The organism is Leifsonia psychrotolerans (genome assembly GCF_013410665.1).
Lineage (GTDB): Bacteria > Actinomycetota > Actinomycetes > Actinomycetales > Microbacteriaceae > Cryobacterium > Cryobacterium psychrotolerans_A.
This window is the reverse complement of record NZ_JACCFM010000001.1, coordinates 56,840-81,893: the sequence shown is the minus strand read 5'-3', so window position 1 is coordinate 81,893 and position 25,054 is coordinate 56,840. Positions and strand designations below refer to the sequence as shown.

The window sequence follows — 25,054 nt, the reverse complement described above, 5'->3', positions numbered from 1 at the left end:
GATCAGGCCCGCGCGGCCTGGTAGCCAGCCTCGTCGACAGCGGCGAAGACGAGCGAGTCGTTCAGCGGTGCGTCACTGGTCACCCGGAGTACGCCGGTGGCGGCATTGACCTCGACGGCGCTCACACCGGCCAGTTGGCCGACTTCGGCGGTTACCGAACGCTCGCAGTGTGAGCAGGTCATTCCGGTGACGGCGTATTCCACGGTGGTCATGTCGATCTTCTTTCGTCCACGTAATTATACCCGGTGGGGGTATCTAAATGGTCAAACCAGACACCCCGCTCGGGTATTCCCGCGGTTGCTAGACGGCGACGAAGCGGGCGTCGATGGCCGCCGAGATCTCAAGCTCTTGCGGCTTGAGGCTGAGTTCGGACTCCCCCGATACCGCCAGGGCACGCACGAAAATCCCGTCATGGACGCCCCCAGCCGACACCCCACCGCTGTTATCGCCCAGCATTCCCGGGTCGGCGAGTGCGATCGCCCGCACCGACCCGAGACCGATGCTCTTGGCATACACACTGGCCTTCGTCGTGGCATTGTTCACCGCGAGCGCCTGCACCGTGGCGGTCATCGCGGCCTTCCGCGCTTCGGTCAGCGACCACTCGATATTCCCGACGCTCACGCCGTCACGGTCGGCGATCTCTTCGATCCACTGGGTCAACACGGCGAAATCCTTGAACCGCACGCTGAAGCCGATTGCTGCGTGAAACACCGGGGGAAGCTGGATGCCCTCGTTGTTCCATGGAACCGTACTCCACACGTTCACGGCGTCAGACGACCAGCGGGTCACCGGCCCGGCCGGCGAATCGTGACGATCGACGATCGTCGTGCGCACGGCATCCGCCACCCGAGTCGTATCGCTCACCACGAGTTGCCGACGGGGACCCTCGAATGCCACCGTCACGGCTGCTGTCGCTCGCTCGGGCGGGTGCCACGCCGTGTGTCGTCCCTGCACGGTGATGACTGTCTCTTGCATGGCGTTTCCCCTCGTCTGGTTTTGCCATCCTGACAGACCGCCCGCCACGGTGGGTAGGGCCAAAGGTGCGATGCGCCGCCATCACTATGGTGCGGCTCTTGCAAAGCTACTCAAAACATTGTGAAGTAGGCATTTCACCTCTGGACTTGGTCGTCCGATCGCGTCGTTCACGCAGGCCGGGCGGTAAGTCCGCCACCCCTATTCGCTCCGCCAAGCAACTACGCGAGCGCGAGATCGACGAACTCGTTGCCCGCTACCGTGAGATCCGCAGCATGCGCGAGGTCGCACGCGAGTTCCGGATGTCACGAACGACAGTGGCCAAGCATCTGGCTGATCGTGGAATCGACGCATCGCGCGGCATGAAAGCTCTGGAAATCAACAAGGCCGTATCGCTATACATCAAGGGTCTATCGAGCATGACCATCGGTAAACAGCTCGGCTATGACAATCACACGATCATCAAGGCGCTGCGCGAACAGGGCGTTCCGATCCGCGTTGCACTTGGTCGTTAGGTTAGGTTGCCCTGTTGCCATGGAAGGAGCACTACATTAACCGTCCGAGCGCGGGTCAAGGCAACCCTTTTCCGGCGTTTGCTAGATCTTGTACTTCTCCTTGCGCTTTTGGAAGGCTTCCTCGCCGCCGTCAAGAATTTCACAAGCGTGCTCTCGTATCCCGTGGCGTCCGAGGACGGTTGCGCTCTTTGCATTGTGTTCTTGGGAATGTTCAAGTGAGCCTGTCAGATACTCGAAAGTACGCCCGCCCTTGTTAGGGCGATCTGCACCATGCCGGTTCGCAACGATGACCGACTCTGAGTCAGCACCGACAACTAGGTTGGCGTCATGACTCACCATGATGATCTGGCGCTCGCGTTTTCTCTCAAGAAGGTAGGGCACAATTGTTCCGTAGATGGATCGACTATCGAGGTCGTCTTCAGGCTGATCAATCAGCAACGGCCACGGCTCCTGAGATTCGTTGAGGATCAACGTGAGCGCGAAGAGAGCTTGTTTCCCGGGGGTCATTGATGACCTGCCGAAACCGCCAATCCTGTCGGCATCGAGCTCAGCCGTAAACCGCACCTCGGGCACTACTGTCATCAGACTTTGCGCGGTAGCCAAAGAAGTAAAACCCTTGTTGAGCTCCTGGTCTCCGCTCCGGATTGCAGTCAAGAATGCGGCGGGTTCGGCCTGCGCCTTCAAAAAGTCAATGTCGTCGCCCTTCTTTGAAACATAGGCACTAATTTTGCTGCGGTTGAAAGCTACTGACAAATTCGAAACCACATCAGGATCCACCGCCGATTCCATGCCAAAAGTTAAGCCGTCAAGCACTCGCTGCTTCGATGAAAAAACCTTCTGGAGCTCAGTGAGCGCGACGGCTCGCTGAGCAATCGCTTCAACAATCTTCGTCACCTCAGCGGTTCGCACCTTTTCCTTGGCAATGCGAGCTGCCTGCTTCTTCTCTATCGCCTTCAACGCCTTGACTTGTTTGTCAAAATCCAAGGCCACCTGCTCCAACTCCGAATTCGCCTCGTGCTTTGCGATGAGCGTCGCATTCTGCTCCTTGATGATGTCAACATCAGATCGCAGAGTCCGCTGCTCAGCGAGCGTCGACGTGAAACTGACATTAAGCTCTCTTTCGACGGCCTCGAGCAACTCCGCTTCTGCCGCCCCCCGCTTTTCTTCAACTCGTTCGGCGATCGCGTCAGGGAGCTGGCCCCCAGCTGGACGAATCGCTACGGTCACTTGAACGGCACCAGGTATCGCCTGCGGATTTGCACTATCGACTCCTGCAGCCACATATTGCGACAGCTGAGTCAGCTCCTCAACAATGTCGTCCAATCGGCTGCGTTTGCTCTGGAGGTCTACCGAAATCTCTTGGTACTTAGTGATTTCTTCGTCGGTTAACTGCGAAGCCTTCTTTATCTCATCGATCTTTGACTTGTACGTGTCACGCGCAGCCTCAACAGCCTTCTTGTCACCCAAATCTCTTAGGTCCCCAGTCAAACGGTCCATCTCATCGGATGCATCAAACCAGGCCACAATTGCAGCTCGGATGTCATCGTTGGCTGAGACCAAATTCGCTACAGTCTGGTCTTGGATGACTTTCAAGTCCGGATGATTGCGAAAGAGCGACGGGGCGATCTTCTCGGTTACTTTGTTCGGATGCTCGCTAATGGAGTACAGGGAGTTCTGCGGAACGTAGATCACTTTGCCGTTCGCAGCGTCGGGCGCCCCCCACTCAATTTCGCGGACGGTCGCACTCACGTCGGCCCACGTCTTGCCCGCCGCAGGGCCGGCAAATTTCCTTTCCATTTTTGAAGCATCGATCTGCTGCTGAATCGTCTCACCAGGATCAACGGCGTGCGCAATGAATGCAAGGAGCGCAGATTTGCCAGACGAGCGGCTTCCGATGATGGAGTTCAAATTCCGATTGAACACAACCTCTGCCGGGAAATCATTGGTGTCTGAAAATCGAATCTTCGAGATGTACTGGTACGGCCGCTTCTGGTCCGGTTCGGCCAACTGAAGCGCTACTCGCTGAGCAGGCTCGATCAACGTCTGAAGGAGACCCTCGTAAGTTAGATCAGCTTTGATCCACGTAACGAAGTGTTTGACCCCCGATCCCGCATCCCCTTTGCCGAGGCGAGATTTCAGATCCTCAAAGCTGTGAGCGTCAGATCCTTCAAAGACAGGCTTAGGGATAATTTTCTCATCGGCCTCAAGCCGATCCACGTCCAGAAAATGGTCCCGCGAGTTCGGCCCAGCGAAGAAGGCGTGCGATTGCTTGTCGATCTCGTCGACGAGCTGATTCTTCCTCTTCTTGCTCCCCTTCCCACCAGGCCTGATCCCGTCCCCCTTTGCTGACGTAACGATCAAGACCTGGTTCTCGAGAGGAGAGCCAGAACCGAAGGTGTGCTCCAAAGCGGTCATGATACTTTTGCGCGAGACCGTGGCACTTTGAAACTCGTCAGCTGACTGAAGTTCTGCGCAGACTACCGATTTCTTCGATTTACCAGCGGTCGTCTCCGTGCTTAGCGCCATCATTAGCTTGTGCGCATCCGATTCAGACAGGTCTGGTCGAAAGATCAGGTGAATGTTTACCGACTGTCCGTCATCGTTGAGCACCTCAGGCAGGCGGAGCTCCAAGTTTGGAAAGAACACTTTATTGGACTCACCGGGGTACAGCGCCGCATACTGCTTTTTGAAAGCAAAGAAACTATCCAGAGAGAAGTAATCAGCAATCCCAATACATGCGACGTCCGAATCGTGAATGATTTCGCAAAACTGAACCCAATCAAGTTCTCCTGCGAGCTTTGAGTATCCATCAGTCAGTGTTGTTCCGGGAGCGTGAACGTGGAGGTCCCACTTTCGCCATTCCGAACCTCTGGGAAACCTCATTGTCTATACTCCTTCGCCTTGAGATACAGCCTGGCGAGCAGCCCAAGCATCAAAATCAAAATCGTCCTGTGCAAATGCAAGCGACGTATCGACCACAAACTTCATGCACTTAGCAAACACTTCCTCGTTGACGAGAACGCCTTCGCGCCGATGCAAGTGGGCTGCGCCGTCTAGCGTGTAAACGGCTGACGGCGTGTGCGCGTCGAAGTATGCATAGCGACGCATGTCAATTCCGAGCGCAAGCATCTTGACCCAGCCGTCGAGACTTTCGAGCCATTCGAATGCCTTCTCAGCTTCCTTGCCCGCCTTTCGAATGTCGAATATTGAGGGCATAAATGATGGCTTGGTTGAAAAGAGACTCCTGCCAGGGTGCCAAGCCTTACGACTCTCGTAGTCTCGGGTAATGCGATCGAAAGCGAGCTTGAGTTCGTCCATTGCTCCGTCCGGCTCGCCAGAGCTCCAATGCGACTGGGCAAGCTCGAGGTGTGCACGTGCTTCTTGGTCACGAACAAAAAGCAGGAGGCTCACCGACTCAATTTCGACGCCGAAGACCCGTTGCGAAAGTATGCCAATCAGTTCAGTCGAGTTACCAAGGTGTCTACCGATCGTTCCTGATTCGGCTTGATTACCGTGATGTTTGAAGTTGACGCGGGCCAGGTTCATGGCGGCAATCCCCGAACGGTAACCGACAATTGCCGGTTCGCCCTCTACACGACCAGCCACAGCATCGAACAACTGGAGAAAATCGTTCCGATTCGGGGTCGCGATATGCAGATGCTCCACGACGAGACCAAACATCGACTCCACTGCGTCTTGCATGCTGCCGAGGGCAAGCGAGTTCAGCGGCGCGGGCTGCTGCACCTGTTGCCCAGCAACCATGAGCTGATAGCGGATCAGACTTAACCGTTCTGCTTCATGCTGCTGCAGTGCCGCGGGTAGACCTGTCATTTCCATTCCTCGTCAGCCAATGGCGCGCCATTTAGCTCGTCTCTGAGCGCGCGCCAGTTCGGCAAGTTCTTATCCATCAGCTCTACAAAACGGTCGTTGTGCGTGCGTTCGTGCAGGTGCGTCATCTCGTGAACGACGATGTATTCGAGGCATGCCGGGTGCTTCTTGGCGAGCTCGACGTTGAACCAGAGTCGACCGGAATCGGGGTTGCACGATCCCCACTTAGTCTTCATCCGTCGCACTGTCCAACCTGTCACTTCACGGCCGATGAGCGGCTGCCATTTCTCGACAAGCGCCGGAATAGCGGCCTTAAGTTGACGGCGATGCCAGGCATCGAGCGCCTTCCGACGGGCGGCGCCATCTGAATCGGCGGCAACTGTCAGACGAAGTTTCGATCCGGCGACATCAACGTGCGGCCTCCCTGAAACTTCCTGTATTTCGAGTCGAAGGCGCTGTCCCCACACGTAGTGGGACTCCCCCGCGATCATCTCGCGCTCAGACTGCCGGTCAGCAGCCTGAAGCTGTTCACGCTGCTTCTTAATCCAGGGCAGACGCTGCACGATCGCCAGGCGAATCGCGTCTTCGTCGAGACGTTCAGGAGCGGCTACACGCACGCGCCCCCTCGGCGGATAGACAGAAATGTGCATGTTCTTGATGTGCTTGTAAACGACATCAACGCCGATGCCGGCGACGGTGAGGTAGGCGTTAGCGGTACTCATCGCGTGCCCTCACGAGGTCGAAGAGTTCCTCGAACCGATCAAAATCAGCCGGCAACACCTTACGAATGGCATTGGCGACGACCTTTTCTTTCATCTTGTTTCCGACCCAGTCGTGCGGTTTCGCCACATTGATCGCAGTATCGAGCTGGATGACGATGGTTGTTTCTGACCAGCCGAAGTCGACCAGCGCCTTTTGCGCACCGTTCTTCGCCCAGTCCGGATAGACCGTATCGGATTCTTTCTTGCCGACCTTCTTCGCGAGTGCAAGGAGCTCCTGCAGGTACAGCTTGTAGTCGGAGGCTTCCTGACGGTGTTGTTCGATGAGTGCATCGAGCAGCGACGACATCGTGTCGTAGTATTTCGGGTTCATCGCGTGCTCATCGATGATCGTCTTGCGCACGTTGTTGATGATGGTCTCGGCGACGGCTTCCTTGTTCTTCTTGATGCCCTCGGGCAACGAGTCAAGTGCACCGGCACCGCGTTCGACGATCAGCTCGACGAGACCAACGTCCTCAAACTCTGCGACCAGTTCAGATGAGCCGGCTTGGATGTAGGTGTCAAGCAAGAATCGCATTCCGGCCTCGAATTGCTTGAAGTCGACGTTCTCACCGGCTCCGAGCTTCACCTCGTCACGAACCGCGACGTAGTGCGCGACCTCGGTCTTGATAGCGGCTGCTTCGGCCGCACTGTATCCGGCCTTCTCCATGTCATTCGCGAGCACTGCGTAGGCACGCACAAGTGCGCTCACGGACTTGTAGAGTTCGACTCGCTTGGGCTCATTGGTCTTGAGCTGGTCCGCATTCCCGGCATCGACTGCGCAGAAGTAGCGCTGGTACTGCAGCGTCTCTTTAGGCGGTGAGACTGGTTCGCAGAGAGCACGGATGCGTTCGAGCGCATCGTCGAGATCCTTGCGCTCTTGCTCACCGCGATCCTTTAGCAGACCCGCAATGTCTTCCTTCGCGTAACCGTCAAGTGCGCCCGACGTGTAGTCGGTGATCGCGTCTTCGAGTGAATTGAAGAGGTCTTGATAGTCGACGACGTAGCCATACTCCTTGTCGTCACCGTCGAGCCGGTTGACGCGGCAGATCGCCTGGAAAAGTCCGTGGTCGCGCATCTTCTTGTCGATATAGAGATACGAGGCAGAAGGTGCATCGAAGCCGGTGAGGAGCTTGTCGACAACAATAAGCAGGCGCATCTGACCCGGTTCCTCAACGAAACGGCGCTTGACCTCCTTCTCAAACTCTTCGATTTTGAGCACGGCGCTGTCTGCAGGCTCGTCAAAGTGATCAGCAAGCATCTGCCGATAAATGTCGTATTGGCGCAGCTTCTCGGTGGAGCCGTGCCCACCATCTTCCTTCGAGATTTCGGACGCGTTCGGCACATAGCTCGTGACGATCGCCACCTTGCCTTTGAAACCGGCCTGCACAAACATCTCGTAGAACTTGCATGCCTGATAGATACTTCCGCCGACGAGCATCGCATTGCCGCGACCATCCATCAGGCGAGGTTTGAGTTCCATATCGAGCAGGATGTCCTGCACGATTCGCTTGGCACGCGGCTCGGCACTGACCACTTTCTGCATGGTGCCCCACCGCTTCTTAAGCTCCGCCTTCGTGAGGTCGGTCATTCCCTTTGTCTTGGCCTCGAACCATTTGTCCACTTGGTCGTGGCTGGTGAGTTCTTGATCGATGTGGCGCGCTTCATAGCGAATATCAAGCACCACACCATCGACGACGGCTTCGTTGAATTTGTAGGTATGGATGAAGCTGCCGAACGTCTCAATACTGGTCGTTTTGTCTGCTTTGAGAAGCGGCGTGCCGGTAAAGCCAATGAACATTGCACCAGGCAAGAGCTTTTTCATCGCGGTGTGCATCTTGCCCGACTGGGTGCGGTGCGCTTCGTCGACAAAGACGAACAGGTTGCCCTTGGCGCTGAAACCTGCAGGAATCTTGGCATTTAGGTCAGCGAGGAATTGCTCGCTGGACTCGTCGAGGTCTTTGTCATCATCGCCGCCACGAAACTTATGAACGAGCGAGCACACGAGCCATGGCTCGTTCTTGTTCAGCGTGCCGATCAGGTCGGCCCCACTCGAGGTGCGGTAGATCTGCTCGTTGACGCCGCCGAAGACCTTTTCTATCTGTTCGTCGAGTTCAGTGCGGTCGGTGATCAGAAGCACTCGGCCATCTGGCTGGTGCTCGCGAATCCATTTCGCCAGCCACACCATAGTCAGGCTCTTGCCCGAGCCCTGAGTGTGCCAGATGATGCCACCCTCGCGCTTAGCGATGCGTTCCTGTGCGGCTTTAACTCCGAAGAACTGATTGTGCCGCGCGGTTTTCTTGACCCCGGCGTCGAACACCATGAAGTCGTGAATTAGCTCAAGCAAGCGTTCCTTCGAGCACATCTGCAGCAACGCGCGGTCGAGCGGCTCCTGAACTTCGGACGGCTCTTTCCATTCCAGCCAGTACTTCTCGGGGGTATCGATCACGCCGTAGCGAAGACCCTCAACATCGTTACCGGCGAAGAGCAGCTGCACCGTCGTGAAAAACGGACGGATAAAGTCCTTCTTTTGATTGCCAATGTTCTGCCGGATACCGTCGGACACTCCAACCTTGGAGCGCTTGAGTTCGATGACGCCCAGGGCGATGCCGTTGACGTAGAGAACTACATCGGGACGCTTGTTGTGTTCGCCCTTGATCGAGACCTCCTCGGCTACGACAAAGTGGTTAGCGGCAGGCTCCACCCAGTCGATAAGCCAGACGGTCTCGAACTGCTCGCCGACCCCTCGCTTGACCTTCACCCCATAGCGGAGAAGATCGTAAACCTCACGATTCGCCTCGTAAAGTGTGCGGCCACCACCGAGCGTGGCAGCCTTCTTCAGCTCGTCGATCGCCTTGCCTGCGAGCAGAGAATCGTAGCCGCGGGCCACAAGGTTTTGCTCCAGCTGCTCGGATTCCACCTGCGAATTACCTTCGCGGTACTCACGGTTGCCACCGTACTCGTAGCCAAGCTCTTTCTGGAACAGCTCAACGACACGATCCTGCGTCTTGCGCTCGATCTGGCCTACCGCACTCATATTGCTACCCCCAGATTTTCCAGACGGGTGCGCCCAGTCAGCAGCTCTTGCATCATGCCTTGTTTGATTGCGCGAATCTGACTAATCTGCTTCCGAAGTGACCGGATTTCTGCGTCGGCCGAAGACAGAACTTGAGCGATCGCAATCTGCTCTTCAACATTCGGAGTCGGGACTTCAAAAGCAGCGACTATCCCCCAGTCTGAACGTGGCATGTGGGTGCCGTGCGAAGCACTCGCAACCTCTATGAATGCTTCAGACTCAACTACATACCGAACAAACCCGCCGACGGACTTTCCCGGCAGGCTGCGAAGTGCCCAAATCTCAGTTGAGCAGTATCCGGGACTGGTGGCTAGCCAGTACTTACGAAGGTATGCGCGAAGTTTGCCAAACAGCACATCGCCCTCCCTGAAGATCGTCTTGAGCGAAATGCTAACCACGGCTGACTCGTTTGGAAGTACAGAGCCAGTTCCTGACTCGATATGTTCAAGTTCAACGACTGCGTCGCTGTGCACCGCCGACGCCGCCTGGCCTCGCGCCTTGACTGGCAGCGCCAGATCTCCAAATCGCTGGATCGTCCATTCAGCAGTAAACCCGGGGAGGCGGATCTTGCCGGTGAGGAGCTGCTGCATCATGCCTTGCTTAATAGCCTGCTTCTTCGCAATCAGACGCTCGAGCGTCCAGAGCAGAAGTTCAGCATCGTCCAGTGTTTTTGCAATGTGAAATTGCTCTTCTTCTGAAACGAGGGGGATCTCAAAATCACGCACCTGTTCAAGGGAGAGGTTTGCCTGCGCTGCTTGAACATTGATCTCGGAGACTCGCCGGAGTATGGCCTCGCTTCGTAGTTGCCATAGTAGATATCGAGAGTTCAATCCTGCCTGTCTTGACGGTCGGATGATCGCAAACGCTTGATTAGTGTTGGCCGGAATCCAAGAGTCTTCGACTACGGTCGACCGCCCCAGGGCCCCGGCGATAGAAAACAGGATGTCGCCCGCTGCAAGTTGCGAGCGCCGGAGTATTTCGTGAGTTTCAGAATCAATATGCGCTTCGCGCCCCGAAAGATAACGCCCATCGGGGGCGATCGTCTCCACCTTTATGAAATTAACTCCGCGTGCGGTGAACCGCCTTCCGATCGAGGTCGGCGTGGTGCCCTTGGTGACAAAATCGGAAAGCTTTCGAACGCTGACAGGTGGCAGTGTCGTCATAGGATCCCCATCTCTTTGAGGTGCTTGGTCACGTCGGCGCTGAGCGCTTCAACCTCGGCCTCGATGTCGGACAGCGTGCTGTGGTAGCGATCGCCGAGCACAGCGAGTCGAACGCTGAGCTGTTGAATGGGCTTGACGAGTTCGCCTCCAACACCGCGAGCGACCGATGCACCCCACTTGTCGTCAATGACGAGTGTTTGCGCATCGTCAATGTTGAGCTGGCCGTACTTGGCCAGTGTCTCCGCATCGAGTGCAGCCGCGGCATTCTTCGCCTTCTTCTTTGCGTCAGCCTCGGTCTCGTAGAGCGCGAGCAGCTTCGCGAGGCCAGCAACCTCGTCGGCCGTTCGCTCTAACTTTGCCACCTTGAGGCGAGCGGTTGCGAGCGCCTTGGTGATCTTGCCGTCATCCATCGCCTCGACGAGCACCCCGTCATCACTCGAGTTCTCCTCGACGAACTCAGTTACTGCCTGGCTGGCAACTTCAGCCGCTGCATTCAGCTCGTCTAGTTTTGTCTGCACGTCGGCAAAGTACCGTGCAACGATTAGTGCGGGCGGAATGAGATCCATTTTGTATTTCGACGCACTCCGACCACTGCCGAGAACGAGGTCAGGTGTCTCGGTGAGCTTCCGGTTTTTGTCTTCGATGGTCTTGCGGGGCTTGGCGGCCGCATCCCACCCTTCGTTCATTATGAGAGCGACGTCGTCATGCATCGAGTCGTTCCAATAACTCATCAGCTGCTCGTAAACGGAGTACTCGTCAATCAGTGGCCGCTTACGGAACCCGTCGAGTAGCTCTTCGGAGAGCGAGCTGATCAATACGCTCGGCTTCGTCGTGTGTGTAATTGCGGTCATCTCGTTGCGGTGCGCAGCCCACCACGATGCGACGTGGTTCCGAACGCCCTCCGCGAAGGCAAGATACTCGGGCGCACTCGTGATCGTCTGCGGCACGTCACTCTTGTCGGTGAGGAGTTCTGAGTAACCCTCCCGTAGCGGCCGGAACAGCTCGGAGCGAAGCGACGGAAAGGCCGTCCAAAAACCGTCCAGCGCATCGAGATCGCGGTTCGGGATACCCCCATGGATGTGCGCATGCAGGTCTTGAACGTCCTCCGGCTCGGATGAGTCGATATAGCGCGGGATATTGAGGTTGTAGTCGTTCGCTTCGCTCTCGATCTCACTGAGCGGCACCGTGCGCGAGTAGCCAGTCACCTCAAGTTGTTTGGTGAATGCGTCAACGATCTTGTGCATATCGCGCGGCCGCAAACGGTTCTTCGGACCATCTTTTGCGAAGCCTTTGGAGGCGTCGATCATGAAGATGCCGGTGCGATCCTGAGCATTCTCCTTGTCGAGAATCAGAATGCAGGCCGGGATGCCGGTGCCATAAAACAGGTTGGAAGGCAGACCAATGATGCCCTTGATGTAGCCGCGGCGGATGATCCTCTTGCGTATGGCAGCCTCTGCATTACCGCGGAAGAGGACACCGTGCGGAAGAATTACCGCGCCCTTGCCGTTCGACTTGAGCGACTTGAGCATGTGCAGGAGGAACGCGTAGTCGCCGTTCTTCTCAGGAGGCCGGCCATACCCGTCGAAGCGGCCGTATTCGTTCTCGAGGCCGTTGCTCCATGACTTCACCGAGAAAGGTGGGTTGGCCACGAGGAAGTCGAAGGTGTCGAGTTTGTCGTTCGTGGTCAGTTGCGGACTCGTGATCGTGTCGCCCTTGCGGATGTCGGCGATCTCGTTGCCGTGCAGAATCATGTTCATCCGGGCAAGCGCCCAAGTGGCGTTATCTTTCTCCTGGCCGTAGATAGTCAGGCCGTTTGGAGCAGCGTCGGCGACTTTGAGTAGTAGTGAGCCCGAGCCACAAGCTGGGTCATAGACGGTGGCCGACTTCGAAGTCGACGGTGTGATGCCGATCAACTGCGCCATCACGCGCGAGACTTCGGCAGGCGTATAGAACTGCCCCTTCGATTTGCCGGACTCGGTTGCAAAGTGTCGCATCAGATATTCATAGGCATCTCCGAGGAGGTCGTCGCCTTCGGCGCGAGAGCCACGAAAGTCGAGGTCCTGGAAGATCGCGATCAGCTTGGTCAGCCGATCCTGCATCTCCTTGCCCTTGCCAAGCTTTTCTTCATCGTTGAAGTCAGCGAGGTCGATGACCTTCTGTAGATCGTTGGCCTCGGCGAGTTTGCCGATTGACTTATTGATCTTGTCGCCGATTTCCTTGTCGCCCTTGAAAGTGACGAGGTCGTCGAATGAGCCGCCAGCGGGAACGTCAATAAGGCTGGAGGTGTCGCCCTTCGCCTTGTCGCTGACGTACTTTACGAACAACAGTGTGAGCACATAGTCCTTGTACTGCGAGGCGTCCATGCCACCACGAAGTTCGTCTGCACCCTTCCAGAGGGAGCTGTACAGATCTGACTTTTTGAGAGCCACTACCACGTCACCACCCTCGAAATCGCAGGCATTACTGATTGAACCGGGGTTATCGGGATATGACTCATATCGTGCGTGTACTCCTCCACACCGAAGTGTGCGCGTTAGTTATCCACAAAGCTTCTCTTCAGCGTATCGGCGTGCGCCGACACAATCGTGAGGCAGGGTCTTCGATCGATTCGTGTTCCGGGAGATCACCTCAAACCGGACGTAATAATCTACGTCTATTTATACCATGACCAGTGTTTTTAGTGAAGCTCATACAGGCATGCCTACTACGGAAGCCGACGGTCGATCCACTCGACGCCAGCTGTCTCGATGAACAATGTCAGGCCGCACGGGTACTTGTTCGGGTATTTGAGGTCGCCTTTTTCGGTAGTTATCTTGAATCGGACCGTTGACACGCCGGGTACCCCCGCAGCGACGAAGTCGCCGGGCTCGTACACGTTCTTGACCGCAAATTTCCTCTTTAAAGTGGACGACTGGCGAGCCATTCTGGCTCACCACATGAAATCACTGAACATCAACGAGTTAGTGAAGAGCGACCACCCCGGGAGAGAGCTATGAAGCCCTCATCCCGGGGGCGGTCGCAGTTTGGGTATTAGGCCTCAGCCTGTTTCCCGCGAGGGCTCCGAGTCTTCGAAGTCTCCTCGGCGCCAAAGATGGCCGAGATCGCGTTGCGCTTGGTCTCGGCCTCTCGCTCGATCTCAGCCCTGACCGTCTCGGCGCGCTCGAGCACCTTCGGGTCGGACTTGCTGGTCTCGACCCAGGCTTCGAGGGCGATTCGGATCTCTTCGGTGACGCTGCGGTCGTTGAGCTGGGCGATGACGTCCAACTGCGCACGCAGGTCGTCAGTAATGCGAACAGCGAGCGTTCGCGTTGGACCGGGTGCCGCATAGCCTGCGGCGGGATTTGTCTCACTCATGGTGAGCTACCTCCTCATTGGAAGCGGCCGACGAATCCGGGATGGATTCCTCTTACGAAGCCGCGGTCCTTTGAGGAGGCGTTGCTCAGTATGAACCTCGAGAGACGGGCGTCAATCTTCCGATCGTGAGCGTTGTGAAAACTACGGCATGGCTGGTTACCACTCCCAGGCGATGCCGCTGAAAAGGCCTCCGTGAACGTCGCGGAGCCGGAGGGTGGCGACGCCATGCTCGTTGAGCTCTGCGCGGTTGTATTCGTTCGCTTCCGTCGGCCGGGCAAAGGGGCTGACCTCCTTGAAGGTCCACTGTGATCGAGGCTTTATCCCGACGAATTTCACTTGTATTGATGCGAGGAGTGAGCGCTCGTGGAAGGCCCTACTGGCGAGTTTTATCGCGTCCTGCTTTCCATCAGAAGCAGCGACGGGCTTTATGCCAAACCGGAGATCGTAGCTCTCGCCGTCCTGCATAGGTTCGGTCTTTGTGCGCGTGGCATCGAGGTGCCAAAAATGGTCGTTGTAGCCTGCGCCTGGCACAGCACGGGTGTTGACCTTGAATGCTCCGGCAGGGTCGGGGGAAACTGACCCGTCGTAGGAGCGGGACACTGTGACGAAGTCGAGCTCGCCGTGCATGTTGACGAATCGGTAATACTCGCGGGTCGCTTGCCATCTGCGATTCTCAACAACTAACAACGTACTGGTGTGCTCGTAGATGATGCCTCCATGCATCTCGGGCACGTGGAGCACGAGCGGCGATTGTGCATAGGTGCCAGTGACTAATCGTGAGTGCAAGTGTGACAGCGCTGGCTCCTCGCGCGCAGCGACAGTATCAATGCCGCGATTTATCTTCGCCCCGTGAACAGCTCTGCGCTGCTGAAGCCGTGCAAGGTGCGCGGTTTCGGGGCTGAGCGCGAAGACGTCGAGCAGCAGGTCCGCCTCGCCGTTGTCCTCTAACGAATGAATGGCGGAGAGAAACCGGTTCTTGAGCCGTTCGAAGGTGTCGTCCGTGGAGTACCGCAAGACTTCGTCAACGATCGGCGTGCGCGCCAGTCGGCGCTGGATAAAGCCCTCGTTCTTCCGCAGTAGAGCGAGCTCATCACGCAGAGATTCAGCGTCATCGGACTCGAGTTTCATAGCTGCCCTCCGTTATTGCCGCATCACCAGAGTTCCTACTTTATTCCGACTTTCAAGCGGCCCGTCCGCCCACTCGTAACGTCGAAGCAGCCCCGGAATTCCGGGGCAATTCCTCTCTCACTCGAAGGAGCAGATCATGGCAACAACCGAAATTCTGTCGTCGGGCAACTCGCTCGGCACCCAGGGGCTGAGCCGCATGTCGATGGGTATGCAGCGTCAGACGAACCGCGAGGTCGAGCGGGTGCAGTCCCGTGCGATCGTCGCAAAGCTCACCGAGGATGGCCGCGCCTTCCTCACGAACACCGCACTGGAGCACGTGGGTGCGCTGACCGCGCTGGAGCAGCACCTCATCAGCATCGCTCCGCTGGGCGAGGCCCGTTACCGCGAGATTGTCGACAGCTACACGCTGGGCGCATCCGCGGCCATCCGGCGGTGGAACTGATGTTGCCCGGCATTCTCGTCCTGCTGGCGCTGCCGTTCGTCGCAGTTGGTTACGCCGTCATCGGCGTGGTGAAGGGAGGTGAGCTGCTCATGAAGTCGTTTCATAACCACCGCCACTTCCGCGCGCAGCGGGCTGAGGCCGAGCTTGACCGAAAGCAGGAGGAGCTTCGCCGCACGATCCTCAGCCTGGCCGACGCGCTGGGCATGGAGGCGCACGAAGCACGTAAGGCGCTGATCCGTGAGTCGTACCGGGCATCCGGACAGGTTCCCAAACAGTCCGAGTGACCGCACCACTGGGTGGGTCTGACGTTTCTGTTCAGACCACCCCGGCTCTTCCCGTTGCTGTTTTCACAACATTCACGACCAGACGATTGACAGCTTCACGCCCGAAGCGCATAACCAGTCCTCACCACCGCTCGCGACACATGCGAGCAAAGAAAGGAGATCTTCGACATGACCAACCCGACGACCACCACCACCACGAGGTTCCCCGTGATCTATGCCGACCCGCCCTGGGATATTGCCCAAGCCGGCGCCCGCGGCGCCATCAACCATTACGACCTCATGACCCTTGATCGAATCAAGGAGATGCCGGTCGCCGACCTCGCCGCCGACAACGCGACGCTGCTGCTCTGGACAACGAACGCAGCCCTGCCTGGCGCGCTCGAGGTGATGCGAGCCTGGGGCTTCACCTATAAGACGAATGCCGTGTGGGATAAGTACTACATGGGGCTCGGGAACTACTTCCGCGGTTCCCACGAGATCCTCTTGCACGGCGTTCGCGGCAAAGCTCCATTCAAGTTTCGCGGGCAACGCTCCACGCTGCTGTTTCCCCGGCAGGATCACTCACACAAACCCGAAGAAATGATCCCCTCATCGAGCGCGTCCTCGACGGACCATACCTTGAGCTGTTCGCTCGGCAACGACCGAACAGCCATGCCGATTGGTCAGTGTGGGGCAACGAGATCGATTCCGACATCGTCATCCCGGGCTACCCGGTGCCGTCCGATTTCACCGAGGCGCCCGGCCGCAGTGGAGTTCAGGAGTGATGCGCCGTGGCCGACGACTCCCCCCGCGCCTTGCCACAACGCTTCTTTCGCGGATGCCTGTATCTGCTTGGCGGCATCGTCGCGCTGTGGCTGGCGCTCGAGCTGCTCGCGCAGTTGTGGGGCTGGATTTTGCTGGCCGCAGCCATCGCATTGGCCATCTGGACTGGCGTTGTCAGCTACCAGCTGTGGCGAGATCGGCGCTGACGAGCATGAGCACGTTCACCTCTGTCGGTTCGTTGTGGAATACACAACGACGCTTGACAGAAACACGCGTTGAGTTCATAACTGGCGCCTACCCAGCAGGGATCCCCCCTTTTCCACGACGTCCGGGGCGTGAAACGAAAACGAGAGAAGGGAGGTTCATCATGACCAACCGTTCAACCCGACGACGCTATCGAAAGAGCTCAGGCCGTCAGGTCTGGGTGTTCAGCGAACTCAACCATGAGCTGCGCCCAGAGCAGATCGCGAAAATCATCACCACCGCGGGCCTTGAGCAGGCCCGACGTGAAGCCGAGGCGCGCGCTCAAGACATCGCAGCGCGAGACGTTGACACTCATGGAGAGGCTCGGGAGGAGGATCACCATGCGTGAGCCTTTCGTCTTCACTCGCCTCTATTTGCAGCGCCCCATCGAGGCCGGCACCGTCACGCAACTGCTCACCCGGCTAATGGGCTCAGACGTACCCCGCCCGCTTGTTCTGGAAGTCAACGCCAACGCTGACGGCGTCGCACACCTGCTCGGGTGCGCACCGACTGCGATGCAGGCGGTAAAACGCCTCCTGTCGGGTGGAATACCGGGGATCGGGTACGGAGCCGCCGCTCGGCTGGACGTCGCCACGGTAGGGCGCGTGTCGGCAGCACCTGGCGGGCTTCCCTTGGCGGAGGTCGACCCGGAGCAGGTGGTCGCGTCGCTGTACGGTGCGCTGGCGTCCCGGCGCGGCTCGGAGAATGTCGCCGTGCAGTTGGTACTGGGGCGTGCGCATCACCCGAGCCATGTTTCAAAGCAGACGCCCGACCCGCTGCAGCCGCTGCACAGTCGACTCCTCGACGGCACCCGGCCTGCGCCCGCCGACGTCCACCGGCGCCTCAGCAACCGGGCAAGCCAAACCCGCCTGGACACCACCGTGCGCATCGGCGTTACCGCCGAGACACATAAGCGCCGGATGACCCTCACCTGGCGAGTCTTCGGCAGCCTCCAACTGCTGGAGAGCCCGGGCGTGCGGCTCACCCTCACCCGGGAAGCGCCAACCAAGTGGCGGCAGGGCACACCATCGCGCAGTAGCCTCCGCCTCAGCGCGGGTGAACTCACCCCACTCTTGAGCTTGCCCCTCGGAGAGCGAGACTACCCGGGCGTCCCCGGCTTGCACCCGCGCCTGCTTCCGGTGCCGGAGATAGTCAGCAGCTCGGCGTCGGTCTTCGCCACCGGCACCGCGCCCGGCCCCGGCCCCGGCCGCTCCATCGGCATCGATCCGACCAGTCGTCTGCAGCACGTAGTCACGACCGGGCCGACGGGGTCGGGGAAGTCCACACTGCTTGAACACCTGATCCTTTCCGACATCGCCGCCCATCGCGCCTGTGTTGTTATCGAGCCGAAGCGGCAACTCATCGACAGCACCCTCGATCGCGTCCCTATTGAGGCCGCGGAGCGCATCGTGGTTATTGACGCCGCCGATGAACGACCGGTCGGATTCAACCCACTCGATGTCGGCGACCGCGATCCTGACATCGTCGTCGACGGCATCCTTGCCGCTCTCGCTGCGGTCTTCGAGGACGGCTGGGGGCCACGCACCGAATACTTGATTCAAGGCGCGTTGCTCTCACTCGCCCGCGCAGGCCAGAACCGGCCCGATCCGTTCACGCTGATCGATCTACCGCGTCTGCTCACCGATGCCGCCTTCCGTCGCCCGGTGATCAGCGCCGTATCTGACGACCCGACGCTGGCGACGTTCTGGGCCGAGTTCGAAGAGATGCGCCCCGGGCAACGCGCGGCCGCCATCGCCGCACCCCTGAACAAGCTTCGTAAGCTCGTACTCCGAAAGCAACTGGTCGCCGTGCTCGGGCAGCCCCGGCCACGGTTCCGCCTGCGCGACGTCTTCCGGGAACGCAACACCGTTCTCGTGCCGCTCAACGATGCCCTCATCGGCACCGGCGCGGCCAAGCTGCTCGGTAGCCTCATCGTCGCTGAACTGTGGATGGCGACGCTGGAACGGGCGAGCGAGAAGGAACCAACCAAGCGCCCCGGAATGGTCTTCATCGACGAGGTGCAGAACTACCTCCATCTGCCGACGTCGATCGCCGACGCCCTGGCCACCTCGCGCTCGTATGGCGTCGCCTGGCATCTCGCGCACCAATATCGCGGGCAGCTCCCTGTCGCGATGCGCGCCGCGTTCGACACGAACGCCCGCACCAAGTTGTGCTTCGCACTCGGCCCAGACGATGCCCGCGACATGGCGCGAATGGCGCCAGTGCTGTCACCAGAAGATTTTCAAGCCCTCCCACCGTACGAGATCTACGCCCACCTGATCGCCAGCGGTATACCCGCAGGATGGTGCTCCGCCGCCAGCCTGCCACCCGCACCGGCAGTCGGTGCAAGCCAGCAGATCCGCGATGCGAGCCGAGACCGGTATGGGGCGCTCCCGCTCGAGCCTCACGTCACACCGGAAACCCCGACGACGAATCAGTCGGAGAAGAGTGCGCCCGCGAGGTCGTCACATCAGAAGCCGAGGCGCTCATGAACCCGCCATTTGCCGGTGCTGACCACAGACAGATCGTGTCCGGTCGGTCATCCGCTCGATGTTCCAATCACGACGAGCACCCGCCACCCCGTTCGCCCCTGTTCTGGCGGTCTTCGACCACTGTGGGCGGGGACTCCCCCTGCGTTGCAGGGGACAAACAGCGGTCGGCTGCGCGGAGGTTCCGATGAACATTCGGCAGCGCATCGGCGCCCTCGAGCAGCATCTGACCGAGCGCGATATCGCCATCCTCAAAGACCTGGAACAGTTCCGACTGCTCACCACCCGCCACCTCCAGCGCCTCCACTTTCCAGCCGCACCGCTCGGACCTCACATCACCGTGAGCGGCGCAACCCGTGGCACCACCCGAGTGCTCACAAGGCTGGAAGAGCACGGCGTCGTCACCCGGCTGGCACGACGTGTCGGCGGAATCAAGCACGGCTCCGCCGTGACCATCTGGCAGCTCGGCGCAGCCGGCGACCGGCTTCTCCGCGCCCGCCGCGGCGACCCGATCCGCCGCCGATACGACGAACCTGGGCTTACCTTTGCCACCCACATGCTGGCCGTCGCCGAAGTTAGCGTGACGCTGAAAGAACACGCACACGCTACCCAGTTCGAGCTGCTGGAGTTGAAAACGGAACCGGCCTGCTGGCGCACCTTCAGCGGCACCGGCACCAGCGTGCTCACCTTGAAACCAGACCTCTACGCGGTCACCGCAGATGCGACCACCGAGACGCACTCATTCATCGAGGTCGACCAAGCCACCGAACACCTGCCGGCTGTGCTGCGAAAATGCCACACCTACCAGCGCTACGAACGCAGCGGCACCGAACAACGACACCGTGGGCTGTTCCCGGCCGTGGTCTGGATTACCCCGACGCAGACTCGTGCCGACCAAATCCGCACCACCGTCCTCGGCGACGAGAGCCTCGACAGCGAGCTGTTCTGGGTCACCACCATCGAAAACGCGCTCCGCCATCTGGCGCCCTACCCGCCGACCATCACCTAACCGAAAGGAGGAAACATTATGAACTCATCAACTCTCACAGTGACACCGGACGAAACGAACCGGGCCGTGCAAACCATCCAGCTCGGACTCGCTCTCGACCCCGAGGCACGCAGCCAGACGCTAGCGCGCCTCATCGCGGCCAGCCTTCACGACGGCGCTGGCACTGCTTTGGAGCGCTTCGCCTCAAGCGGGCATTTGGACGCCGAAGAAGCCCTTCACGAGCTGAACACCCTTCGGGTGCCGCTCGAGCAGGAGGGATGGGTCGACGCGCTCGGCCGCTACATACTCCTCACCGCAGGAGGCCAGTCATGAACGAACACGAACCCCGCACCCCAATGCCGGCGGAGCCTGAGCTCTCGCAAGAGGTAGCGCAGGCAACGTCCGACACCGCACCGTCCCTGCCCGAGCGTATCGAAGCCGGAATCGCAGCAGCGCTCGGACAAGAACGCGAGGTCCATCTTGATACCGCCCGAGCTATCGCCGAAGCGCTCAGCCAGGCCGTCGGCGACGACAGTGTGCTTGCCCGGTTCGCCGACACCGGCCAGGGCAATTACCTCGCCCTCCGCGAGGAATACCTGCCGCACTACGGCGAACCCAGCACCCCAGCGGAAGTGCGGCGTTGGATCAACTGGCTCGGCACCTTCCTTGTGCGGCGTGAAAACACCGGCAGCGGCCGACGCTTCATGAACGAACACCTCGAGCCCACCCTCGACCGCGTGCTTGTCCGTACCGTTCTCGAGTCGCAAGCGGGCCCGGTGACCGTGTATCTCCCCGCCACGCTTGATGCCCGGGAGATCATCGCTCTCACAGCTCGGCTCGAGGCGCTCGATGAATTCTTCGGCACCTCATTCAAGGCATTCCTCACCCTCCCTGACGTCAACGCCGCCGACCCGAACCTGATGGAGAGCTACCACGAGACGTACGTCGGCAGCTTCCGAACAATAGAAGAAGCCCTGCGCGCACTGACGCCGCTCGCAGACTGGGAGGCGGAACTCTCATCCTGGGCCACAGACCATGGTCTCGACTCCGAAACGGTGCGAATCAACCTCGACGCCGTCGAGGAGATGATGCGCACGATGCACGACGTCGTCGAACGGAATGGGTTGCTCCATGCCTTCAACAGATAGCGGCCCAGCTACCCCCGAGTTGAATCAGACATCACCCCAAGCCGCGTTCGCGCACAGCAGACGAAGAGCGATGCGGAATAGTCAACAGGCCCGGAAAATCGGGCCTAACGAGGTAAAATTGGAAGGTAAACGGAGAACGCACACGATGCCACGTCACGCATCGGGCACGCGCCCTGGCCCGCAAAATCACGGGGCGCCTACTCCATCACCACTCTCTCGAAACCACAGAAGCATCTCGTGGCTCGAGGCTGCCCTCTTCGATCTGAAAGGAGGGCAGCCATGAACCTGCCCGAACACCCTTACCCGAGCGCATTCGCTGCCGCGCCCCCACCGCTACGCGCTGCGCATCCCGAGCTACTCGAGATCGACGAAGACGAGCTTGAAACCGGGAGCAATCCGCTCATGATGGCCACCGTGCCTTCTGGTTCACGCGCAGTCGTCTACCTCCGCGTGTCATCCAAGGGGCAAGTCAACACGGACTACGACCCCGAAGGTATCTCCATCCCAGCCCAGCGCGTGTCCTGCCAACGCAAAGCTGACCAGCTCGGCATCACCATCGTTGCCGAGTACGTCGAGCCGGGGCGCTCCGCCACTGAGATGACCAAACGTGTCGCTTTCCAGCAAATGTTGGAGCGCATCCGCCGCGACCGCGACGTCGATTACGTCATCGTCTACAAGCTCTCCCGTTTCGCGCGCAACCGCATCGACGACGCCGTCGTCATGGCTGATCTTCAGAAACGCGGCGTCGAGCTTATCTCCGCCACGGAGTCGATCGACGCTACCCCTGTCGGGCAACTTATGCACGGCATCCTGTCCGCGTTCAATGAGTACCGGTCGCGAGAGGACGGGGCCGATATTGCTTACAAGATGGGGCAGAAGGCCAAGAACGGAGGGACGCTCGGAAAAGCACCGCTCGGATACTTCAACACCATCGAGCGCATCGAAGGGCGTGAGTTTCGGTCAGTCGCCATCGACGAGGAACGAGCCCCCTTCGTCAAACTCGCCTTCCAGATGTACGACACCGGGGAGTTCACGATGGATGACATCGTCGAGGAGCTCACCGATCGAGGGCTCGTAACCCGGGCAACTGCCCGTCGACCAGCCGGGCCGATTTCCACCTCGAAGATGTCGCGCATGCTCCGGGACCGCTACTACGTCGGTGACATCATCTACCAAGGCGAGGGGTATGAGGGCAGGCACCCTGCGCTTATCGATCGTGATCTATTTGAGCGGATCCAGCAGCGACTTGAAGCGACCGGACGCGCCGGGGAGCGAAAGCGCATCCACCCGCACTACCTCAAGGGATCCATCTGGTGCGGCGAATGTTATGTAGAGCGCGGGATCCCCGACAGTCGCATGATCATCCAACGCTCGGTTGGACGGAATAAGGCCGAGTACTTCTACTTCTTCTGCCGCGGGCGGCAGGAAGGCCGATGCGACTCTCGTCATCTCGCCTTCGACCTTGTCGATGATGCGGTCATCGATCATTACCGAACGGTGCAGCTTCGACCGGAGTTCATCCAGTACGTGAGGGGCGCTATCGACGAAGCGCTCAACGACCAGGCAGGCATCCAGCGGCAGCTCCGGGCACAACTCACTCAGAACCTCAAGCGACTGTCCGTGAAGGCAGACAATCTCATCGACCTCGTCTCCGATGGCGGCATGGCGAGCGCCAAGGCACGCGAGAGAATTCGGGCGATAGAACGCGAGCGAGACCAGGTTCAAGCACAACTCGAAACCATCGTCGACGACCTCTCGGTCGGAGCCGACTACATCAGAGGATGGCTGGAATTGCTCACCGACCCTTATGAGCTCTACAAGAACGCCAGCGACGAGATGCGCCGCCGACTCAACCAGGCGATCTTCACTCGTATCTGGGTAATGGACAAAGATCGCGCAGAATCTGAGCTCGGCGAACCAGTCCGACTACTCATGGACGCCCAATCGGCATGGGCTGCCGAACGAACGTTCGAACTCACGAGCGCAATAGAAAAAGCGCCGTCTAGCGACGACGCTCTTACGCCTGATACCGGAGAAGACTTACGAGAAGGCATGGATTCGGTCCATGGTTCTAGTAAGCGTTCTCTGGTGCCCCTGGAGGGACTCGAACCCCCAACCCTTTCCTTAGGACGGAACTGCTCTTCCATTGAGCTACAGAGGCTGACCAAGAAAGTTTAGCGGTTACCCGGGCGGGTACAGATACAACGGAACGTCCCCGGCCGACACGGTACGGGTGTGATACGTGTGGCTGCCCATCCAGTTGTATTCCTCGAGCATCACCGAATCACCCGATACCGACTGCACGTAGGCGACGTGGTTGTAGTTGAACCACGCCACCGCGCCCACCATCGGTGTCGTGCTCGTGATCCAACCCTTGCTGTCCCAGCCTCTGGCCCAGTTTGACGCATCGCCACCACCGGGAGTCATCGTGCTCCAGGTCCATCGCCACGGACCGGCGCTTGCACCGGCGTCGCGGTTGAGTCGCCACGCCACGAAGTCAACACACTCGCGGTAGTAATAGCCGAGCGGAGAGAGACCGCCACCCTGGCTCTCGGTGGCGTCAAAGGCCCACGGATAGTCGTCGCCCTCAACCCGGATGCCCGTGGCCTTGTACTCGGCGACGGCCGCCCGAGCGGCAGCTGCCGAGGCCTCCCGCTGCCGTTCCGCTGCGCTCAGCGCGAGCTCTTCGACCGACGTGGCGGAGAAGGTGTCACGCGCGACCGCGAGGTGGGATGCGCCGCTGGCGACAACGAGATCCTGCGCCTCACTCTGCGACCGCAGATGTCCCGCGGTTGCAGCGTTCACACCATCGACCGAGTTCGGAGCGAACGCGTAGGCCGGAAGGCCCGCCGTCAAGAAGAGCGCCGGAATGGCGACGAGCGCCGCCACGACCGTGACAGGGCTGCGGCGCCGCGTGCGGCGCGAGGGCATCGCGCGCTGCCGCGGTGCGACCGGTGGCACGACACCAGAGGCGACTGGCTCGACAGACTGGGCAGCGACATGCTCAGTAGCGATCTGCGCAACCGGCTCGGCTTTCCCGGCTTCCGCCGCCTCCCGTTGTGCTCGCAATTCCCGTCGTGACGGAAGGGCGTGCGCACTCTCGAGAGATTCAGACGGGCCGGGCGTAGTCAAAAGGCAATCCTCAGCTGGTCTGACGTTGGGTGGACTCCTCCACGTTACGCGAGACTGCGCTCAATTTCATGCCCCTCGAACGGGGAAAGTCTCACTCGAATGTTCAAGGTTTGGTGGATTATGCGGCGCGCGCCAGGTACTCGTCCCACTGCGACTGCGGGCTCTCTGCGCCGCGCACCACCCACACCGCGCCGTGCGGCACCGCCGGGCGGTACAGCATCCCCCAGCCCATCTCGGCCGGAGTCTGATTGCTCTTCTGGTTGTTGCAGCGCAGGCAGCAGGCCACCAGATTGTCCCAGGTGTCGCGCCCGCCCCGCGACCGCGGAAGAACGTGGTCAATGGTGTTTGCCGTTTTCCCGCAGTAACAGCAGCGGTGATCGTCCCGACGCAGCACCCCCCGGCGGCTCACGGGTGACACCCGTGAGCGGGGCAGCCGCACGTAACGGGTCAGCAGAATCACGCTCGGGCGGTCCCAGCTGCCGGATGAGGTCCAGACCGGATGCCCCTCGTCGCGTTCCACGATTGTCGCCTTGTCGTTCAGGACCAGAATCAGTGCCCGCTTGAACGAGACGACGGCGAGGGGCTCATACCCCGCGTTGAGTATCAGCGTGCGCATGCGCTCCCTCTCGACAACGGCCGAACGACTTCCAGGCAACAAAAAAGGGCGCTGTCACAATGACAACGCCCCAGTGGCCACGGCGTGGCTCCGGTCTCTGTGACAACACATCTGGTTGCCCGTTTTTATGCAAAACATCAGGGCATCAGGTTAACG

22 protein-coding genes, 1 tRNA gene and 2 pseudogenes are annotated in these 25,054 nt (G+C 59.5%); 10 read left to right on the top strand and 15 right to left on the bottom strand.

Annotated features, from left to right (window positions below):
* Positions 1-2 precede the first annotated feature (2 nt).
* Complete coding sequence (locus HNR05_RS00440) at positions 3-212, bottom strand: heavy-metal-associated domain-containing protein (protein ID WP_179577224.1); 210 nt, start codon at positions 210-212, stop codon at positions 3-5.
* Positions 213-300: 88 nt separating this feature from the next.
* Positions 301-975 carry an SIMPL domain-containing protein gene (locus HNR05_RS00435; RefSeq protein WP_179577223.1) on the bottom strand — a complete coding sequence of 225 codons (675 nt, stop codon included), beginning with the start codon at positions 973-975 and terminating at the stop codon, positions 301-303.
* A 98-nt stretch (positions 976-1,073) separates the two neighbouring features.
* Here HNR05_RS00435 and HNR05_RS00430 point away from each other — a divergent pair, with 98 nt between their 5' ends.
* Positions 1,074-1,487, top strand: coding sequence for a hypothetical protein (locus HNR05_RS00430; RefSeq protein WP_179577222.1), 414 nt, complete (start codon positions 1,074-1,076; stop codon positions 1,485-1,487).
* Between the two features lie 81 nt (positions 1,488-1,568).
* On the opposite strand, the gene HNR05_RS00425 is transcribed toward HNR05_RS00430, so the two are convergent.
* From HNR05_RS00425 to HNR05_RS00390, 8 genes are all read right to left on the bottom strand, one after another.
* Positions 1,569-4,370: a TrlF family AAA-like ATPase gene (locus tag HNR05_RS00425; protein WP_179577221.1), complete on the bottom strand. Its 2,802-nt coding sequence runs from the start codon at positions 4,368-4,370 to the stop codon at positions 1,569-1,571.
* Between the two features lie 3 nt (positions 4,371-4,373).
* Positions 4,374-5,324, bottom strand: a complete 951-nt coding sequence (locus tag HNR05_RS00420; RefSeq protein WP_218868769.1) for a hypothetical protein — start codon at positions 5,322-5,324, stop codon at positions 4,374-4,376.
* Positions 5,315-6,037 (bottom strand): M48 family metallopeptidase, encoded by a 723-nt coding sequence (locus HNR05_RS00415; RefSeq protein WP_179577219.1) that lies wholly within the window; start codon positions 6,035-6,037, stop codon positions 5,315-5,317. The genes HNR05_RS00420 and HNR05_RS00415 overlap by 10 nt, the downstream gene beginning before the upstream one ends.
* On the bottom strand, positions 6,024-9,110 hold the full coding sequence (locus HNR05_RS00410; protein WP_179577218.1) for a type I restriction endonuclease subunit R: 3,087 nt from the start codon (positions 9,108-9,110) through the stop codon (positions 6,024-6,026). The genes HNR05_RS00415 and HNR05_RS00410 overlap by 14 nt, the downstream gene beginning before the upstream one ends.
* Positions 9,107-10,312 (bottom strand): restriction endonuclease subunit S, encoded by a 1,206-nt coding sequence (locus HNR05_RS00405; RefSeq protein ID WP_179577217.1) that lies wholly within the window; start codon positions 10,310-10,312, stop codon positions 9,107-9,109. The genes HNR05_RS00410 and HNR05_RS00405 overlap by 4 nt, the downstream gene beginning before the upstream one ends.
* A complete protein-coding gene (locus HNR05_RS00400; RefSeq protein ID WP_343062398.1) occupies positions 10,309-12,747 on the bottom strand; it encodes a type I restriction-modification system subunit M in 2,439 nt (812 codons plus the stop codon). Before HNR05_RS00400 ends, HNR05_RS00405 begins: the two co-directional genes overlap by 4 nt.
* A 595-nt stretch (positions 12,748-13,342) precedes the next feature.
* Positions 13,343-13,666, bottom strand: coding sequence for a ribbon-helix-helix domain-containing protein (locus HNR05_RS00395; protein WP_179577216.1), 324 nt, complete (start codon positions 13,664-13,666; stop codon positions 13,343-13,345).
* A 156-nt stretch (positions 13,667-13,822) separates the two neighbouring features.
* The gene (locus HNR05_RS00390; protein WP_179577215.1) at positions 13,823-14,794 is read right to left on the bottom strand and encodes a hypothetical protein; all 972 of its coding nucleotides are present in this window, start codon (positions 14,792-14,794) and stop codon (positions 13,823-13,825) included.
* A 136-nt stretch (positions 14,795-14,930) separates the two neighbouring features.
* Between HNR05_RS00390 and HNR05_RS00385 the strand changes: the two genes are divergently transcribed.
* The 4 genes and pseudogenes from HNR05_RS00385 (at position 14,931) to HNR05_RS17425 (ending at position 16,488) form a co-directional block, all read left to right on the top strand.
* Complete coding sequence (locus HNR05_RS00385) at positions 14,931-15,236, top strand: hypothetical protein (RefSeq protein ID WP_179577214.1); 306 nt, start codon at positions 14,931-14,933, stop codon at positions 15,234-15,236.
* Positions 15,236-15,520 (top strand): hypothetical protein, encoded by a 285-nt coding sequence (locus HNR05_RS00380; RefSeq protein WP_179577213.1) that lies wholly within the window; start codon positions 15,236-15,238, stop codon positions 15,518-15,520. Before HNR05_RS00385 ends, HNR05_RS00380 begins: the two co-directional genes overlap by 1 nt.
* A gap of 168 nt (positions 15,521-15,688) precedes the next feature.
* Positions 15,689-16,093, top strand: a pseudogene (locus HNR05_RS18020) (MT-A70 family methyltransferase); the annotation flags it as partial.
* 197 nt (positions 16,094-16,290) lie between these two features.
* Complete coding sequence (locus tag HNR05_RS17425) at positions 16,291-16,488, top strand: hypothetical protein (RefSeq protein WP_179577212.1); 198 nt, start codon at positions 16,291-16,293, stop codon at positions 16,486-16,488.
* A 200-nt stretch (positions 16,489-16,688) separates the two neighbouring features.
* Here the strand turns inward: HNR05_RS17425 and HNR05_RS00365 are convergent, their stop codons facing one another.
* On the bottom strand, positions 16,689-16,868 hold the full coding sequence (locus HNR05_RS00365) for a hypothetical protein (protein WP_179577211.1): 180 nt from the start codon (positions 16,866-16,868) through the stop codon (positions 16,689-16,691).
* Between HNR05_RS00365 and HNR05_RS00360 the strand changes: the two genes are divergently transcribed.
* The 5 genes and pseudogenes from HNR05_RS00360 to HNR05_RS18015 all read left to right on the top strand — a co-directional run.
* Positions 16,867-19,017 (top strand): type IV secretory system conjugative DNA transfer family protein, encoded by a 2,151-nt coding sequence (locus HNR05_RS00360; RefSeq protein ID WP_179577210.1) that lies wholly within the window; start codon positions 16,867-16,869, stop codon positions 19,015-19,017. The two genes, HNR05_RS00365 and HNR05_RS00360, sit on opposite strands and share 2 nt — an antisense overlap.
* Before the next feature lie 184 nt (positions 19,018-19,201).
* On the top strand, positions 19,202-20,023 hold the full coding sequence (locus tag HNR05_RS00355; protein ID WP_179577209.1) for a replication-relaxation family protein: 822 nt from the start codon (positions 19,202-19,204) through the stop codon (positions 20,021-20,023).
* 18 nt (positions 20,024-20,041) lie between these two features.
* Positions 20,042-20,335, top strand: a complete 294-nt coding sequence (locus HNR05_RS00350; RefSeq protein ID WP_179577208.1) for a hypothetical protein — start codon at positions 20,042-20,044, stop codon at positions 20,333-20,335.
* The gene (locus HNR05_RS00345) at positions 20,332-21,150 is read left to right on the top strand and encodes a hypothetical protein (protein ID WP_179577207.1); all 819 of its coding nucleotides are present in this window, start codon (positions 20,332-20,334) and stop codon (positions 21,148-21,150) included. The genes HNR05_RS00350 and HNR05_RS00345 overlap by 4 nt, the downstream gene beginning before the upstream one ends.
* Before the next feature lie 279 nt (positions 21,151-21,429).
* Positions 21,430-22,341, top strand: a pseudogene (locus tag HNR05_RS18015) (recombinase family protein); the annotation flags it as partial.
* A 30-nt stretch (positions 22,342-22,371) separates the two neighbouring features.
* On the opposite strand, the gene HNR05_RS00330 reads toward HNR05_RS18015, so the two are convergent.
* The 4 genes from HNR05_RS00330 to HNR05_RS00315 all read right to left on the bottom strand — a co-directional run bounded on the left by HNR05_RS00330 (position 22,372) and on the right by HNR05_RS00315 (position 24,898).
* Positions 22,372-22,875, bottom strand: coding sequence for a hypothetical protein (locus HNR05_RS00330; protein ID WP_179577205.1), 504 nt, complete (start codon positions 22,873-22,875; stop codon positions 22,372-22,374).
* A gap of 361 nt (positions 22,876-23,236) precedes the next feature.
* Positions 23,237-23,311: transfer RNA gene (locus tag HNR05_RS00325), tRNA-Arg, on the bottom strand.
* A 20-nt stretch (positions 23,312-23,331) separates the two neighbouring features.
* Positions 23,332-24,282, bottom strand: a complete 951-nt coding sequence (locus tag HNR05_RS00320; protein ID WP_179577204.1) for a CHAP domain-containing protein — start codon at positions 24,280-24,282, stop codon at positions 23,332-23,334.
* Positions 24,283-24,400: 118 nt separating this feature from the next.
* Positions 24,401-24,898: an HNH endonuclease gene (locus HNR05_RS00315; RefSeq protein WP_179577203.1), complete on the bottom strand. Its 498-nt coding sequence runs from the start codon at positions 24,896-24,898 to the stop codon at positions 24,401-24,403.
* Positions 24,899-25,054 lie beyond the last annotated feature (156 nt).